This is a genomic window from Salinisphaera orenii subsp. orenii MK-B5 (genome assembly GCF_003788635.1).
In the GTDB taxonomy this organism is placed as follows: Bacteria; Pseudomonadota; Gammaproteobacteria; order Nevskiales; family Salinisphaeraceae; genus Salinisphaera; species Salinisphaera orenii.
Genome location: NZ_AYKH01000004.1, coordinates 13945 through 30363 on the forward strand (window position 1 = coordinate 13945; position 16419 = coordinate 30363).

Sequence of the window (16419 nt, forward strand, 5' to 3'; positions counted from 1 at the left end):
GTCCGCCCCACCACCCTCCAGGAGTCGATCATGGCCGAGTCCCGAAACGGTCCAATGCCGCTGGCCGAGGCACGGGCACGCATCGTGGCCGCCATCTCGCCGATCACCGAGACGCAGACGCTGGCGCTGCCCGAGGCGCTGCACCGCGTGCTCGCCGAGACCGTGACCGCAGGCGTGGACGTGCCGGGGGCCGATAATGCCTCGATGGATGGCTTCGGCTTCGCCGCCGCGCAAGCGCCGGCCGACGGCGCGCGTCTGCGGGTGGTCGGCGAGGCCCTGGCGGGTCATCCCTTCCCTGCGCGCGTGGGCGCGGGCGAGTGCGTACGCATCATGACCGGGGCGGTCGTGCCCGCGGGCGTGGATACGGTGGTGATGCAGGAGAACACGCGCACGGAGGGCGACGATGTCGTGATCGAGCATGTGCCCGCGCGTGGCGACAATATCCGCCCGGCCGGCGAGGACCTGACCCGCGGTGACGCGGTGCTCGGGCCCGGCCACTATCTGCGGCCGGCCGATATCGCGGTGCTGGCCTCGGTCGGCGCGCATCGGGTGGCGGTGTATCGCCGGCCGCGGGTGGCGTTTTTCTCCACCGGCGACGAGCTGCGCCCGATCGACGGTCCGCTGGCGCCGGGCGAGATCTACGACAGCAATCGTCACGGTCTCGCCGCGGTGCTGGCCGAGCTCGGCATGGAGGGCGTCGATCTGGGCGTGGTCGGCGATTCGCGCGCGGCGCTGGCTGCGGCGTTCGACCGGGCGATGACGGTGGATGCGGTGGTCACCAGCGGCGGAGTCTCGGTGGGCGCGGCCGATTTCGTCCTGGATGTACTCGCCGACCGCGGCAGCGTCGACTTCTGGCGCGTGGCGATCAAGCCGGGCAAGCCGCTCGCCTTCGGCACGCTCGGCGACGCGCGTTTTTTCGGCCTGCCCGGCAACCCGGTGTCGACCGCGGTGACCTTCGTCCAGCTGGTGCGGCCGGCGCTGGTGCGTCTGGCCGGCGGCACGCCCGCGGCGCCCGTGCGCTTCACGCTGCCCACGCGCACGGATCTGCGCAAGAAACCCGGCCGCGAGCACTACCTGCGCGGCTGCATGGCCTTCGACGGCGCGGTCTCCGAGGTGGTGGCCGTCGATCATCAGGGCTCGGGCGTGATGCGTTCGATGAGCCGCGCGGACTGCTTCATCGTGCTGCCGGCGGACTGCGGCGACGTCGCGGCCGGCACGCCGGTCACGGTGGAGCCGATGGCGCAGCCGGTCTGGGGCCAGCCGGCGCCGCCGATCGCCTGAGCGGCCGGTCTCGGGTTGCACGGCGGGGTTAGACTTTCGTGCGATACATGCGCGCACCATGCAGTCTGAGTGGTAGGCTTCGGTCGCGCGCAATCGTTCGCCGCGCCCACTGACCACCGGGGGAAATCATGGCCGGATTCTTCGACAAGTCCAGCATCGTCGCCAAGCCCGGCTTCAATCGCTGGATGGTGCCGCCCGCGGCACTGTGCATTCACCTGTGCATCGGCCAGGTGTACGCGTTCTCCGTGTTCAAGCTGCCGCTGACGCGTGTCGTCGGCGTGAGCGAATCGGCGGCGGCGGACTGGTCGCAGCCGACGCTGGCCTGGATCTTTTCGCTGGCGATCGCCGTGCTGGGGCTCGCTGCGGCCTTCGGCGGGCAGTGGCTCGAGCGCGTCGGGCCGCGCAAGGCAATGGCGCTGGCTGCGAGCTGCTTCGGTGGCGGCTTCATCATTTCGGCCTTCGGCGTCTGGACGCATCAGATCTGGCTGATCTATCTGGGCTACGGCGTACTCGGCGGCATCGGTCTGGGCATCGGCTACATCTCGCCGGTGTCCACGCTCATCAAGTGGTTCCCCGATCGCCCGGGGCTGGCGACCGGCATGGCGATCATGGGCTTCGGCGGCGGCGCGATGATTGGCTCGCCGTTGGCCACCTCGCTCATGGCCTTCTTCGACGGGCCCGATTCGGTCGGCGTCGGCTCGACGTTCGTGGCCATGGGCGTGATTTACTTCCTGTTCATGATGATCGGCGCGCTGATCGTGCGCATACCCGCCGAGGGCTGGAAGCCTGCGGGCTTCGATCCGGAGGCCCAGGGCCAGCAGAGCCGCATGATCACGCGCCACCACGTGCACGTGAGCCAGTCCATGCGCACCCCGCAGTTCTATCTGATCTGGCTGGTGCTGTTTCTCAACGTCACCGCCGGCATTGCCCTGCTGGAGCAGGCCTCGCCCATGGCCCAGGAGATGGTCGGTGTGAGCGCGGCCGCGGCGGCCGGATTCGTCGGCGTGCTGTCGATCTTCAACATGGCCGGGCGCTTCTTCTGGGCGTCGCTGTCCGATTACATCGGCCGCAAGATGACCTACGTCTGCTTCTTCGTGATCGGGATGGCGCTCTATGCGCTGGTGCCCAACGTGGCGGCGGCGGGCAACATCGTGCTGTTCGTGCTCGCCGCCTGCATCATTGTGTCCATGTACGGCGGCGGCTTCGCGACCGTGCCCGCCTACCTGCGGGACATCTTCGGCACGATGCACGTGGGGGCCATTCACGGCCGCCTGCTCACGGCCTGGTCCGCGGCCGGCGTCGTCGGCCCGGTGTTGCTCAATCAGCTGCGTGAGGGGCGCATCGAAGCGGGCGTCGCGCCCGCCGACGCCTACACCACGACGCTCTATGTCATGGTCGCACTGCTGGCCGCGGGGCTGGTCTGCAACCTGCTGGTGCGTCCGGTTGCCGAAAAGCATCACTACCAGGGTGATCCGGATGACGCGGCCTGACGGGCCGGTGCGGTTGCAGCCGCCCGGGTCGTTGTTTCTACGGATTGAATCGTCTGCATCCTGCAGGAGAGACTGATGAGCGAACATAGCACCACGCCGACATGGCAGGTCGCGGGCCTCTGGGCCATGGTGACCCTGCCCGCGCTCTGGGGATTCATCGAGACGTTGAGCGGCGCGCTGCGCCTGTTCACCGGCTAGCGGCGCCGAACCCGGCCCCGCCCGGTCGGGCGGCGGCCGAACGATCGCGGCCCGGTCGCGCCGGGCACGCGTGATGCATGGCCCAGACCAGTGGCAATCAGGAGACGCAGATGGACGACGTCGCCGAGCGGATCGAGATCACTGTCGACGGCCGCGCCGTCGAGGTTGAGACCGGGCAGCTGCTGCCCGATGCCCTGGAGGCCGCCGGGCTGTATCTGCCGCATCTGTGCTATCACCCGAGCCTCGGGCCGCTGCAGACCTGCGATACCTGCTTCGTCGAGGTCGACGGCAATCTGGTGCGCGGCTGCGGGGTCACGGTCAAGCCGGGACTCGAGGTTGGACTGGACACGGATACCGCCGAGCGCGCCCGCCGTGAGGGCATCGACCGGGTGGTGTCCAACCACGACCTGTACTGCTCGGTCTGCGACAACAACAACGGCAACTGCGACGTGCACAACACCGTGCGCGACATGCAGGTGCCGGGCCAGCGCTACGAATTCCGCGGCAAGCCCTACGAGAAGGACTACTCCAACCCCTTCTACATCTACGATCCGGACCAGTGCATCCTCTGTGGGCGCTGTGTAGAGGCCTGCCAGAATCTCCAGGTCAACGAAACGCTGTCGATCGACTGGGACCGCGATCGCCCGCGGGTCATCTGGGACGACGATGTCGCCATCGAGGACTCCTCCTGCGTGTCCTGCGGCCACTGCGTGACCGTCTGCCCCTGCAATGCGTTGATGGAAAAGACCGCGATCGGCCGAATGGGGCCGATGACCGCGCTTTCGCCGCAGTCGCTGAGTGGCTATCGGGAACTCGGTCGAGCGGCCATCGATCTGGTCAAGACCGCTGAGCACACCACCGGCTTCGGCCCGATCTTCGCCGTCTCCGAGGTCGACGCGGCCATGCGCGAGACCGAGCTCAAGCGCACCAAGACCGTATGCACCTACTGCGGCGTGGGCTGTTCCTTCGAGATGTGGACCCGCGGGCGCGAGCTGCTCAAGGTCCAGCCGCAGCCGGAGGCGCCGGCCAACGGCATCTCCACCTGCATCAAGGGCAAGTTCGGCTGGGGCCACATCAACAGCGAGCACCGGCTGACCAAGCCGCTGATCCGCGACAACGGCGCCTTCCGCGAAGCCGAGTGGGACGAGGCCTACGCGCTGATCGCGCGTCGCTTCGGCGAGATCAGGGGCGAGTCCGGTCCGGACGCGCTGGCCTTCATAGCCTCCTCCAAGTGCACGAACGAGGAGGCCTACCTGATGCAGAAGCTCGCGCGGGCGGTGATCGGCACCAACAACATCGACAACTGCTCGCGCTACTGCCAGGCACCGGCCACCGAGAGCCTCTGGCGCACGGTGGGCTTCGGCGCGGACACCGGCTCGATCGCCGATCTCGAGGCCGCCGAACTACTGCTCATCGTGGGCTCGAACACCGCCGAGAGCCATCCGGTGATCGCCACCCGCATGAAGCGGGCCGCCAAGCTGCACGGCCAGAAGCACATCGTGGCCGACCTGCGCGTCAACGAGATGGCCGAACGCGCGGACATGCACATTCGCCCCGAGCCGGGCACGGATCTCATCTGGCTCAACGCCGTGGCCAAGTACATTCTCGACAGCGGCCACGCCGACATGGACTTCATCAACGACCATGTCGACTGTTTCGAGGATTATCGGGACAGCCTGGCGAAGTTCACCTTCGAGTTCGCGGCCGAGCGTACCGGGCTGTCACAGGACGAGCTGCAGGCGATCGCCGATAACATAATCGCGGCGAAGACCGTCTGCGGCGTGTGGGCGATGGGCGTGACCCAGCACACCATGGGCGCTGACACCGCCACCGCCCTGTGCAACCTGCTGGTTCTCACCGGCAACGTCGAACGTTTCGGCACCGGCGGCTACCCCATGCGCGGTCACAACAACGTCCAGGGCACCAGCGACTTCGGCTGCATGCCGGACCGGCTGCCGGGCTACGACTTCATCACCGACGACGGCATTCGCCGCCAGTACGAACAGGCCTGGGGCGTCGATCTGACCACGCGCAAGGGGCTGAACAACCACGAGATGGTCAATACGATCCACGACGGCGATCTCAGGTCGCTGTACGTGATCGGCGAGGACATGGGGATCGTGGACTCCGACGCCCTGCACGTGCAGTCGGCCTTCGAGAAGCTCGACTTCTTCGTCGTGCAGGATATCTTCTTCACCCGTACCTGCGAGTTCGCGGACGTGGTGCTGCCGGCCAGCCCCTCGGTGGAAAAGGAGGGCACCTTCACCAACACCGAGCGGCGCATCCAGCGCCTCTACGAGGTGTTTCCGCCGCTCGGCGACTCCCGCCCGGACTGGCGCATCATCACCGAGCTGGCCAACGCGCTCGGCGCGGACTGGCGCTACGATCACCCGAGCGAGATCATGGCCGAGTCGACGTCGCTGTGTGACCTCATGTCGGGCGTGACCTACGAGCGGCTGGCCGGCTTCGGCTCCCAGCAGTGGCCCGTGCGCGAGAAGGGCGCCAGCGGCGCCGAGCGGCTGTACAACGACGGCACCTTCCATTTCAAGGACGGCAACGCCCGCTTCCACCCGGTGGACTGGACCGAGCCGACCGATCAGGTCGACGCCGAGTACGATCTGCATTTGAACAACGGTCGCCTGCTGGAGCATTTCCACGAAGGTAATCTCACCGACGAGACGCCGGGCATCGTGTTCAAGATCTCGCAGGCGTTCGTGGAGGTATCGCCGGATCTCGCCGCCGAACGCGGGTTGCAGCCGGGGTCGATCGTGCGGCTGGTGTCGCGGCGCGGGGCGATCAAGGTCGCGGTCGAGGTCACCGACCGCGTGTCCGGGCATCAGCTGTATATGCCCATGCACGGGCGCGCCAACAGCGAGGCCATCAACGTGCTCACGAGCTTCGAGGCCGACAAGGACACCGATACCCCGGCCTACAAGGAGCTCGCGGTGCGCATGGAGATGATCTCGGCCGACGGCACGCCGCCGCTCAAGGCCAACAACCAGCGCAATCAGGCGCGGCATCCGACCAGCGGTGTCGAAGTCGGCCGCAAGTGGGATCGCGATGATTATCGTCGGCCGCCCAAACCGCGGCCAACCGGAAGCGGGCTCTAGTGTCCTGTCCTGCAAGTCACCTGACACGGCGCGCGGCTCGCACCGCCGTTCTGGCCCGATACGGCCTGGTTTCGCGCCTTGCCCGTCAGGCCGATGGGACACGCGCGTTGGGGTAAGACACTCGCGATAGAGGACACTGGCGCAGGCCGCACTCAGCGAATCGAGGCACGTAGCGATGGCAGAACAGATCCAGTACCGGCCGGCCGATGCGAAGCGCTTCCGGCCCGAGACCGAATCCGAGATGGCGCAGTTCGAAAGCCGCGTCGCCGAGATCAACGGTCTGCTCGACGAACTCTACGAGTCCGGCGTGATCCGCTGGCTCAAGGATTTCACGGGTGCGATGCCCGAGATCTCGACCATTGCGCTCGACGGCATGAATACGCCGCAGGGCCGGGCCGGTTTCCGCAATCTGCTCGTGCTCGCCCAGCAGCTCGGGCGCATCGATCCGGATCGGCTTGAGCGCACGCTGGCCGCGGCCCAGGCCGGGCTCGACAAGGCCGGCGAACCGGCCGGCGAGAGCACGCCCTACAATCCGCCCGGCGTGACTGGCGTGTTCAAGCTGATGCACGACAAGGAATTGTGGTCGGCGCTGGCCCCGTTGATCGCCGGCGCCAAGGCCTTTTCGGCGGCGCGCCGCGAACAGGCCGAGGAATCCGAGCAGACGGAGACCGGGTCCGAGTCGAACGACACCTGAGCCGCTCGGCGCGGCGCGTCTCTTGCGCCGGGCCGTCGCTTGTCGATGCCGTAGGCGGCGGTCGCGTTGCCGAAGGGCGCCGCGATTACGCTGGCCGTGCGCACCGGCCCTGATCGTTCCCGGCCGGCCCGCGCCGCGCCGGCGAACGAACGCGGGCGCCGCGCGAAGGGCGGGATGCCATTTCGTCAACCAATATTGCTGATTCCTGGTGCCGCGCGGCTGCATTCAGGCGGCGCCTTTCCCTGCACGCCCAAACAGCCGCCGGTGCGGGCGCAGGTGGCAAATGCAAATGGACGGGTCGCGTCAGCCGCAAGGCCATCGCGCAAGCCGGTGTAGCCCGCGTGAACGGGATGGGCCGCTGTGGCTCAGATCGGCGGTCAAACCTGTCAACACGTCATGCGAGCCGCGCCAGGCGTTGTGGTGCGGCAAGACGAGGTATCGTCCGCGCCCCACGCAGTCACGCCGTGCCAGCGGGTGACCACGGTGGAGGGCCGCGCAACAGCGCTTGGCCCGCTGGATTGGATCGCCCATCGAAATCAACCATGGGCGCGTTGCCGCGTTGCCAGTCTCTACAGTGGCGCGCCATGGTCGGCGACTCGCGCTTTGCCGCACGCGATATGTGGTTTCCAACGCGGGACTCGCATGCCGTGTCGGCAGGCTCTAGTGTCCTGCCTCGTAAGTTTCTTACCCCAACGAGCGTGTGTCGTCGGCGTGGCGGGCAAGGCGCGAAACCCAGCCGTGTCGGGCCATAGGGCGCGGTTTCGCAACGCCGCCCGCCGCGGTGAGGGCCGCGCGCAGTGCAGGGTGACTTGCGAGACACGACACTAGATCAGTCCCGCGAGGCGCAGGCCGAAGACGCCGCCGGTCATGGTGATGCTGGCGGCCAGAGTCGTCACCGCGACGATGTTGGCGGCGAGCTTCGCGTTGCCGCCCATGGCCTGCACCATGATGAAGCTGGCCGCCGCCGTGGGCGCCGAGAAATACAGGAACAGCAGCCCAAGTTCCCGGCCTGCGAAGCCGCACAGCCAGGCCACGAAGGTCGCCAGCGCCGGAAAGATCACCATCTTGATCATGGCCGCGCCGAAGGCGATGCCGCGGGCCTCGTAGAGCGCGCCGAGCGACAGCGTGCCGCCGATGCAGATCAGCGCCAGCGGCAGCGTGAGCCCGGCGAAATACTCGCCCGAGGTCATCAGCCAGTCCGGCAGCGACAGGCCGCTGGCGGCCACCGGTATCGCGACCACCGTGGCCAGGATCAGCGGGTTGGTGGCGATGCCGCGGCCGATGCTGCGCCAGTCCGCCGGCTGGCCCGGCTGATACCAGCTCAGCACGATCACCGAAAGCACGTTATAGAGCAGGATCACCAGCCCCACCAGGATGCCGCCGGCGGACAGGCCCCAGTCGCCGTACATGCTCGCGGCCAGCGCGAAGCCCATGATGCCGCAGTTGCCACGAAAGGCCCCCTGGACGTAGACACCCCGCTCGGCCTCGGGCACGCGCCACAGCGCCCAGCCCCAGGCCAGCGCGAAGCTGGCCACGGTCGCCAGCGCGAAGTAGGCCATCAGGTCCGGCAGAAAGGCGGTGGCGAGATCCGCCTTGACGATGCTCACGAAGATCAGCGCCGGCATGCAGATCTTGAACACCAGCGCCGAGGCGGTGCCGATGAAGCGGTCGTCGATCCAGCCGGCGCGGCGGAGCACGATCCCGGCGAACACCATTAGAAAGACCGGTAGCGTGATGTTGATCGACTGGAAGAAGACGTCGGACAGGGCCATGGGCGCGCGGGGTCGGCTGACGGGGCGTGGCGCGGCCGGCAGTCATCGGCGCGGGCACGCGAGGACCGCGCATTGTAGCCGTGCGCGTTGCTGTGCGATACATGAACCCGCGTGCCGGGCGCCCGGCGCATCGGTTACCGTAAGGTGATGAACGCGATCGACGATCTCCCTTACCGCTCCGACGCCGAGACACGCGACGACGCCTCGCGGCAGAAGGCCACCATCCAGGCCTATGCCGACGGCGAGCTCGCCGCCTGCGACGACCATCTGGCGGTCGAACGGGCGCTGGAGATCCATGTCGCCGGGGCCGATCCGCTGATCACCATGCGTACCCCCGGCGCCGATCGGGAACTGGTGGCGGGGCTGATGCACGGCGAGGGCGTGGTGCGTTCGCCTGCGGACATCGTCTATCTCAAGCCCGCGCCCGGCGAGGCCGATGTGATGCGCCTGATGCTCAAACCCGAGGCGCGCGGCCGGCTGGACCGAATCGAGCGCAACACGCTGGCCACCAGTGCCTGCGGGGTCTGCGGCAAGCCGAGCTTCTCGCCGCCGCGCCCCGGTCGCGGCCGGGCGAGCGAGACGCCGGCGCCGGTACTCGACCCTCAGTTGCTGCTGTCACTGCCGGACCGGCTGCGCGCGGATCAGGGCGTATTCGAATCCACCGGCGGGCTGCACGCCGCGGGGCTGTTCGATGCCCGCGGCGAGCTGATCGCCCTGCGCGAGGATGTCGGCCGGCACAACGCGCTCGACAAGCTGGTGGGCTGGGCGCTGCTCAATGACCGGCTGCCGCTGTCCGATCACATCCTGCTGCTGTCCGGCCGCGCCAGCTACGAACTGCTGCAGAAGAGCGTGATGGCGGGCCTGCCGGTGGTCTGCGCGATCTCCGCGCCGAGCAGCTACGCGGTGTCGCTGGCGCGTGATTTCGACATCACGCTGGTCGGTTTCCTGCGCGCGAACCGCTTCAACGTCTACGCCGGCGACTGGCGGCTGACGGCCGGCTGAGCATCGTATGCCACCATGGCCGCATTGCGGACGCCGGCGCCCGGCTGGTACATAGACGGCGTCGAATCCGATCGGTACGCGGGCCGTGCCGATCATCAACGCATCATAACGAGGTGAAACATGGGGAATCGCGTCTGGAAACCGGCTGTGATGACGGCCATCGCCGCCGTACTGCTTGTCGGCTGCGGCAGCGGCGGGGGCGACGACGAGACCGCCTCGGCGGATGCGTCCAACGGCTCGGACGGGGCCAGCGAGCCGGTCAACCTCATCTTCGGCACCGGCGGCACGTCGGGCAGCTACTATCCCATCGGCGGCGCGCTCAAGGGCGTGTTCGAGGCCAGCGACGCCGTGGACAATGTTCAGGTCGTGTCGACCGGTGCGTCGGTGCAGAACATCAACAACATCGAGGACGGCACCAACCAGATCGCACTGGTGATGAGCGATGTCGCCTATGACGCGATCAATGGTCAGAATCAGTTCGAGGATCGCGAGGCCGACATCAAGACCATCGCCGGGCTGTATCCCAACGTGGTCCAGATCGTGGCCACCGCGGAAAGCGGTATCGAGAGCGTCGCCGACATGGAAGGCAAGCGCATCGGCGTCGGCAAGGTCGGCTCCGGCGTCGAGGCCAGCGCCAAGAAGGTGCTCGAGGCTGCGGGCATGACCTACGACGATCTCGGTCAGGTCAGCCACACCGGCTACGCCGACAGCGTCACCCAGATGGGCAACGGCAATCTGGATGCGGCCTTCTTCACCTCCGGTGTGCCCAACTCCAGCATCACCGGGCTGATGCAGAACACGGACGTCAACTTCGTCGAGGTGGACGGCGAGACCGCCTCAAGCCTGCTCGAGAAATATCCCTACTACGAGAAGTACGAGATTCCGGCGAACGCCCCGGAGCGTTATGATCTGGCCAACGCGGTGAACACCGTCGCGATTCGCAACATCCTGATCGTGCCCGGCTCGATGGATGCCGCGGTGTCCGAGGAGCTCGCCAGTCGTCTCTACGACTATCTGGGAACCGACAAGGTCTCGGTGGGCGCGCTCAAGGGCTTCGATCGCAGCACCATGGATCAGGATCTCGTGGTACCGCTGGCCGACGGCGCCAAGACGTTCTATGAGTCGAACGGCGGCAGTGAGGGGGCCGGCGACCAGAGTGACGCGTCGGCGTCCGACGACGGCGACGACAGCGCCTGATCGCGGGCGGGGCCGGCCGGCATGCGCCTGCGGCCGGTCGGCCTCGTCGGTGTCGCGGCCCTGCTCATCCTGGCGGCCGTCGCACTGCTCTGGCCGCGGCCCTGGCTCGTGGTTCGCCACGACGGCGTGATTCGCGCGGCCTTCGTCGGCGGCGAGGGTGCGCGCTTCGCGCTGCGCTGGACGCATTCCGTGGAGAAGGAGGCCTGGATCGAGACGTTCGCGGTGCGCGATGGTGCGATCGAGCTCATGGCCACCCGGTTCAAGACCTTTGGCGCGGGCGTGCCGGCCGCCGCCGGTCGCCGCACTACGCTGGAGGACGGCTGGGTGGTGATGCACGACATCCACCGCGTCGTCGATCCCCTGGCCGTCCAGGCCGCTGCCGCCGAGGATTACAGTCTCCGCCACGACGGCCACTGGCACGCCCTGTCCGAGCCGGGGAAGAAGCCGATCCTGATGATCGAAAACCGGCGGTTGCCGTTGTATCGTGTGCTGCCGGCGCTGATTTGGCGCTGGTCCGGATGAGGTAGGCCCGTCCCATGAATACGTCCGATCGCCGTGATGCCGCGGCAGACGATGCGCCGGAGCCGGACAGCGCCGCGCGCGAGACGCTCGAGAAATACGACCGCGAGAGCCTCGTGCGCCATCGCCTGCCGGGTATCGTCATGCAGGGCGTGGTGGCGGCCTGCGTGCTGCTCGGCCTGTTCCACCTCTACACCTCGTTCGCCGGCCCGTTGGTCGACGTGGTCCAGCGCAGCATCCATCTCTACACGCTGCTGGCGCTGACCTTCGTCCTGTTCCCGCTGACCCGTAGCAGCCCGCGCGACCGGGTGCCCTGGCTGGACGCGCTGCTGGCGCTGGCGGCCTTCGCCATCGGCGTCTACATGCTGTTCGCGGCCGACCGGGTGATTGCTTCGGCGGGACGGATCACCAATCTCGACATGGCGGTCGGTTTCGCCGCGGTGCTGCTGGTCATCGACGCCGCGCGCCGGGTGACGGGCTGGGGGCTGCCGGGCCTGGCCCTGATCTTTCTGATCTACGCCTTCTACGCCAAGCTCTCGCTGTATTCGGTGCTCAACGCCGACATCGTGCTGGCCACGTCGCGCCAGATCATGTCGCATCTGGTCTATATCACCGAGGGGCTGCTGGGTACGGCGATCGCGGTCTCGGCCAGCTACATCATCCTGTTCATTCTATTCGGCGCCTTTCTGGTCAAGTCGGGGCTTGGCCAGTTGTTCAACGATCTCGCCCTGGCGGTGGCCGGGCCCTCGCGCGGCGGCCCGGCCAAGGTGGCCGTGGTCGCCAGTGGTTTTCTCGGCTCGATCAACGGCTCGGCCATCGCCAACGTGGTCACGACCGGCGCGTTCACGATCCCGTTGATGAAACGCACCGGCTACAAGGCGAACTTCGCCGGCGCAGTGGAGGCGGCCTCGAGTGTGGGCGGCCAGATTTTGCCGCCGATCATGGGCGCGGCGGCCTTCATCATGGCCGAGGTGCTGGGCGTGGCCTACACCCAGGTGATGCTTGCGGGCATCATTCCGGCGTTGCTGTTCTATCTCGGCATCCTGTTCCAGGTCCATCTGCGGGCACTGCGCAACGGCCTGTCCGGCATCCCGCGCTCGGAACTGACGCCGCTCAGCGACGTCATGCTCAAGCGCGGCCATCTGCTGCTGCCGATGGTGATCCTGCTGTGGCTTATCTTCGAGGGCTATGCGCCGTTCTTCGCCGCTTTCTGGTCCATCGCCGCGACGGTTCTGATCTGCGGCACCTGGCGTCTGGTAGCGGGCCTGTCGGCGGTGTTGGCCGCACTCGTTCTCGAGCCGCAGATTCTGGCCCTGATCGATGGGCGGGCGATGCCGGGCCTGCCGGCGAGCCGGCTCTGGCTGCTTGCCATCATCGCGCTGCCCGCGGCGATCAACGCCGTGCGCTCGCGCCTGCCGGTGACCTCCGAGGTCATGGATCTGGCCGCCTGTCGCGACGCCATGACGGAAGGCGTGCGCAACGCCATCCCCGTGGCCATCGCCTGCGCGGCGGTGGGCGTGATCGTCGGCGTGGCCACGCTGACCGGCATCGCCCTGGATGCGGCCGATGCCGTGGTGACCATGGGCGAGGCGATCCCGTTCGACATGCTGCGCCTGCTGGTCACGCTGGCACTGACGATGGCGGCGTCGATCGTGCTGGGTATGGGGCTGCCGAGCATTCCCTGCTACATCATCACCTCGACCATGGCCGCGCCCATCCTGTTGGAGCTGCCGCTGTTCCGGGAGCTGGCTGGTTCGAACGACACCGCGATCTTCGTCGCGCACATGTTCGTGTTCTACTTCGGCATATTCGCGAACCTCACGCCGCCGGTCGCACTGGCGGCCTACGCCGGCTCGGGGATCTCCGGTGGCTCGCCCAATGCGACCGGCGTGCAGGCCATGAAGCTGGCGATCGCCGGCTTTGTCGTGCCCTATATGTTCGTGTTCGCCCACAGCATGCTCATGATCGACGCCACCTGGCTCAACGTGACTGCCGTGGCGCTGACCGGCGCGCTCGGCGTCGGCCTGCTGGCGGTGGCGGTCGAGGGCTATCTGCGGGCGCCGCTCGGCGTGTTCTGGCGGCTGCTGGCGCTGGTCGGCGCGCTCGCGCTGATCTATCCGGGGCTGATCAGCGATGCCGTCGGCGCCGTCGTGGCGGTGGCGCTGCTCATGGTGCGCGGCGGTGCCGGCGGTGCGCGCCCGGCGGCCGCCTCGTCGGCCTAGCCGCGGCCCGGCCGCGGCACGCCGGCCAGGGCGACTCCAAAGCGGCGGCGCCGGCACCCGGCGGTCGTGGACAATTCGCCGTCGCGGTCTGTGCTCGCACGGCTGCGGGGCGCCTCGCGCCCCGGCGACTCGGGCGCCTCAGGCCGGGTCGCGCGTGCGCCGGGTCGGGGCGCTGACGAGAACCACCCCCGCGAGGATGGCGATACCGCCGAGCACGAAGTTGGCGGTCAATGGTTCGCCGAGCAGGAGGGCCCCGAACAGGACGCCGAACACCGGCGACAGGAAGGAGAACACGCCCAGCCGGGAGGCCAGATACCGCCGCAGCAGCGCGAACCAGAGCAGGAGCATGCCGAAGGCGATGCCCAGCGTCTGGAAGCTCATGCTCGCGAGCATGAGCGGCGTCACGCGGATCGTCGACAGGTCGCCGAACAGCCCGGCGACGAGTACCAATGCGACTCCGGCGATGGTGAGTTGGTAGGACAGCGTCAGCACCGGGCGCTCCTCCGACAGACGCGTCGTCCGGATGACGATGGTGGTCGCCGCCCAGCCCAGGCCAGCCAGCGTGCCCAGCAGATCGCCGATGATCAATCCGGCCACGTCAGTACCGTTCGAATTCTGCCAGGGTGCCATCGCGCAGACGATGCCCGCGAAGGCCAGGGCGATGCCGGCCCAGTGGCGCGGGCCGAGCTGTTCCCCGGGTACCAGGAAATGCAGCCCGAGCGCGGCGAAGATGGGCGCGGTGTAGAGAAACACCGACATGTGCGAGGCCGTGGTGTAGCCCAGCCCCAGGGCCACGAGGCTGAATTCGCAGGCGAAGCCGATGCCGGCGGCCACACCCGGCCAGAACACCGCGCGGGCGTGGGTCGGACGCACGCCGCGGGCCCAGGCGACGCCGACGACGAGCACCGCGGCAAGCAGCGATCGGATGCCGATCTGCGCCAGCGGCGCGATGTCCGCGGCCACGGCCTTGATCGCCACCTGCTGCAGACCCAGTGCGGCGCAGAACACGAGCATCAGCAGGCTGCCCCGCGCATCGAGCGCGCGGCGCGTAGCGGGGGCGGCATCGGTCGGCGAGGCGGTGGTTGCGCGGGTCATGCGGCGGGCCGTGGCGAAAAGACGCGCCCAGTGGATCACCCGGCGCCCGGGGCGGCAAACGATTAAACTGCGGGTTCAGGCTCAGGAAAACGCAACGCCATGCCCGCGCGACTGCCGCTCAACGCCCTCCGCGCCTTCGCCGCCGCCGCGCGTCACGAGAGCTTCAGGGCCGCGGCCGACGAGATGCACCTCAGCCCGGGGGCGATCAGCCGCCAGGTTCGGCAGCTGGAGACCTATCTGAACGTGCCGGTGTTCGAGCGCTTCGCCCACGGGGTCGCCCTGACCGCACGCGGCCGCCGGCTGGCCGACGAGGTCGAGTCCGCACTGGCGCGGCTGGCGGCCGGCGTCGACCGCGCCCGGGTCGCGGACGCCCCGGCGATGGCGCTGACCGTGAGCGCCTCGCCGTCACTCATCCAGCACTGGCTGCTGCCGCGGCTGGCCGACTTCGAGGCCCGTCACCCCGATATCGATCTCGCCCTCGAGGCGAGCCCCGCGCTGATCGAGCCGGACTGGAGCCCGGATCGTGCCCAGCTGGCGATCCGCTACGGCCAGGGCCCGTGGCCGGGCGTGCGCAGCCGTTCGCTGATGAGCGAAACCGTGTTCCCGGTCTGCGCGCCGACGCTGCTCGAGCACGGGCCGCCGCTCGAGCGCCCGGCCGACCTGGCCCGGCATCGGCTCCTGCACGTCACCTGGCTGTCGCATCAGGCGGAGCTGTTCCCGGGCTGGCGGCAGTGGCTGGACGCGGCCGGCGCCCCGCAGGTGCCGGTGGCCGTGCGCCGACGCTATTCGCTGTTCGGTATGGCCCTGGATCAGGCCATCGCCGGGCGCGGCGTGGCCCTGGCGACCAGCGTGCTGGCCGCGGACCGGATCGCCAGCGGCGTTCTGGTGCCGCCGTTCGGGACGCGATACCGGCTGGTCTCGCCGTTCACCTACGAGCTGCTGCTGCCGGCGCGCGGCGAACCGCCGCCGGCCGCCGCTGCGTTCATCGACTGGCTGGTGGAGCAGGCCGCAGCCTTCACGACCGGGGCGCCGTGAGCGGCCACACGGCGATGGTGGCATGGCGATTGCGGCATAGCGTTGTAGCATGAGCGCGGGCGGCCGCCGGCGTGTCGTCGAAGGGCGTCGGCGCAGGCGGCCCGGCGGCGGTTCGCGGCGACGCGCCGTCTGCCGCCCGATGCCCGCACAGCCACCAGGGAGAGCCCGGCCATGGACGACAACGTCACCGTCATCAATCATCCGCTGATCGCGCACAAACTCACGCTCATGCGCCGCAAGACGGCATCCACGCAGAAATTCCGCAGCCTGCTGCGCGAGATCGCCCATCTGCTGACCTACGAGATCACCCGCGATCTGGAGCTGACCACCGAGCGCATCGAGACGCCGCTGGAGGAGATGGACGCGCCGCGGCTGGCCGGCAAGAAACTGTGCTTCGTGTCGATTCTGCGCGCGGGCAACGGTCTGCTGGAGGGCATGGTGGAGCTGCTGCCCTCGGCGCGGGTGGGCCACATCGGCATGTTCCGCGATCCCGAGTCGCTCGAGGCGGTCGAGTACTACTGCAAGGTGCCGGCGGACATCGGCGAGCGCCGGGTGATCGTGGTCGACCCGATGCTGGCGACCGGCAATTCGGCCATCGCCGCGCTCACCCATCTGAAGAAACAGGGCGCGCGCCAGATCAAGTTCCTGTGCCTGCTGGCCGCGCCCGAGGGTGTGGCGGCCCTGCGCGAAGCCCATCCGGACGTGCCCGTGTTCACCGCCGCCCTCGACGAGCGGCTCGACGAACACGGCTATATCCGGCCGGGGCTGGGTGACGCCGGCGACCGCATGTACGGCACCAAGTAG

The 16419-nt window shown here is 68.5% G+C and carries 13 protein-coding genes; 11 read left to right on the forward strand and 2 right to left on the reverse strand.

The features are described 5' to 3' along the window. Nucleotides 1-30: 30 nt before the first annotated feature. The 5 genes from moeA (at nt 31) to SAOR_RS03155 (ending at nt 6773) form a co-directional block, all read left to right on the forward strand. The gene (moeA, locus tag SAOR_RS03140) at nt 31-1281 is read left to right on the forward strand and encodes a molybdopterin molybdotransferase MoeA (RefSeq protein ID WP_245965377.1); all 1251 of its coding nucleotides are present in this window, start codon (nt 31-33) and stop codon (nt 1279-1281) included. Nucleotides 1282-1409: 128 nt separating this feature from the next. Further along, complete coding sequence (locus SAOR_RS03145) at nt 1410-2771, forward strand: L-lactate MFS transporter (protein WP_123630181.1); 1362 nt, start codon at nt 1410-1412, stop codon at nt 2769-2771. A gap of 75 nt (nt 2772-2846) precedes the next feature. After that, on the forward strand, nt 2847-2969 hold the full coding sequence (locus SAOR_RS17190; RefSeq protein WP_281272981.1) for a hypothetical protein: 123 nt from the start codon (nt 2847-2849) through the stop codon (nt 2967-2969). A 77-nt stretch (nt 2970-3046) separates the two neighbouring features. Further along, complete coding sequence (gene fdhF, locus SAOR_RS03150; protein WP_245965378.1) at nt 3047-6079, forward strand: formate dehydrogenase subunit alpha; 3033 nt, start codon at nt 3047-3049, stop codon at nt 6077-6079. Between the two features lie 175 nt (nt 6080-6254). Continuing rightward, the gene (locus SAOR_RS03155) at nt 6255-6773 is read left to right on the forward strand and encodes a helical membrane plugin domain-containing protein (protein WP_123630182.1); all 519 of its coding nucleotides are present in this window, start codon (nt 6255-6257) and stop codon (nt 6771-6773) included. Nucleotides 6774-7597: 824 nt separating this feature from the next. Here the strand turns inward: SAOR_RS03155 and SAOR_RS03160 are convergent. Beyond that, nucleotides 7598-8545 (reverse strand): AEC family transporter, encoded by a 948-nt coding sequence (locus SAOR_RS03160; protein ID WP_123630183.1) that lies wholly within the window; start codon nt 8543-8545, stop codon nt 7598-7600. 147 nt (nt 8546-8692) lie between these two features. On the opposite strand from SAOR_RS03160, the gene fdhD reads away from it, so the two are divergent. From fdhD to SAOR_RS03180, 4 genes are all read left to right on the forward strand, one after another. Next, the gene (fdhD, locus tag SAOR_RS03165) at nt 8693-9547 is read left to right on the forward strand and encodes a formate dehydrogenase accessory sulfurtransferase FdhD (RefSeq protein WP_123590518.1); all 855 of its coding nucleotides are present in this window, start codon (nt 8693-8695) and stop codon (nt 9545-9547) included. A gap of 150 nt (nt 9548-9697) precedes the next feature. Continuing rightward, nucleotides 9698-10744 (forward strand): TAXI family TRAP transporter solute-binding subunit, encoded by a 1047-nt coding sequence (locus SAOR_RS03170; protein ID WP_245965379.1) that lies wholly within the window; start codon nt 9698-9700, stop codon nt 10742-10744. 21 nt (nt 10745-10765) lie between these two features. After that, a complete protein-coding gene (locus SAOR_RS03175) occupies nt 10766-11266 on the forward strand; it encodes a DUF1850 domain-containing protein (RefSeq protein ID WP_123630185.1) in 501 nt (166 codons plus the stop codon). 14 nt (nt 11267-11280) lie between these two features. Continuing rightward, on the forward strand, nt 11281-13485 hold the full coding sequence (locus SAOR_RS03180; RefSeq protein ID WP_123630186.1) for a TRAP transporter permease: 2205 nt from the start codon (nt 11281-11283) through the stop codon (nt 13483-13485). 138 nt (nt 13486-13623) lie between these two features. On the opposite strand, the gene SAOR_RS03185 is transcribed toward SAOR_RS03180, so the two are convergent. After that, on the reverse strand, nt 13624-14580 hold the full coding sequence (locus tag SAOR_RS03185; RefSeq protein ID WP_123630187.1) for a DMT family transporter: 957 nt from the start codon (nt 14578-14580) through the stop codon (nt 13624-13626). 99 nt (nt 14581-14679) lie between these two features. On the opposite strand from SAOR_RS03185, the gene SAOR_RS03190 reads away from it, so the two are divergent. Both SAOR_RS03190 and upp read left to right on the forward strand, forming a co-directional pair. Then, complete coding sequence (locus tag SAOR_RS03190) at nt 14680-15615, forward strand: LysR substrate-binding domain-containing protein (protein WP_123630188.1); 936 nt, start codon at nt 14680-14682, stop codon at nt 15613-15615. Nucleotides 15616-15786: 171 nt separating this feature from the next. Continuing rightward, nucleotides 15787-16419: a uracil phosphoribosyltransferase gene (upp, locus tag SAOR_RS03195; RefSeq protein WP_123630189.1), complete on the forward strand. Its 633-nt coding sequence runs from the start codon at nt 15787-15789 to the stop codon at nt 16417-16419.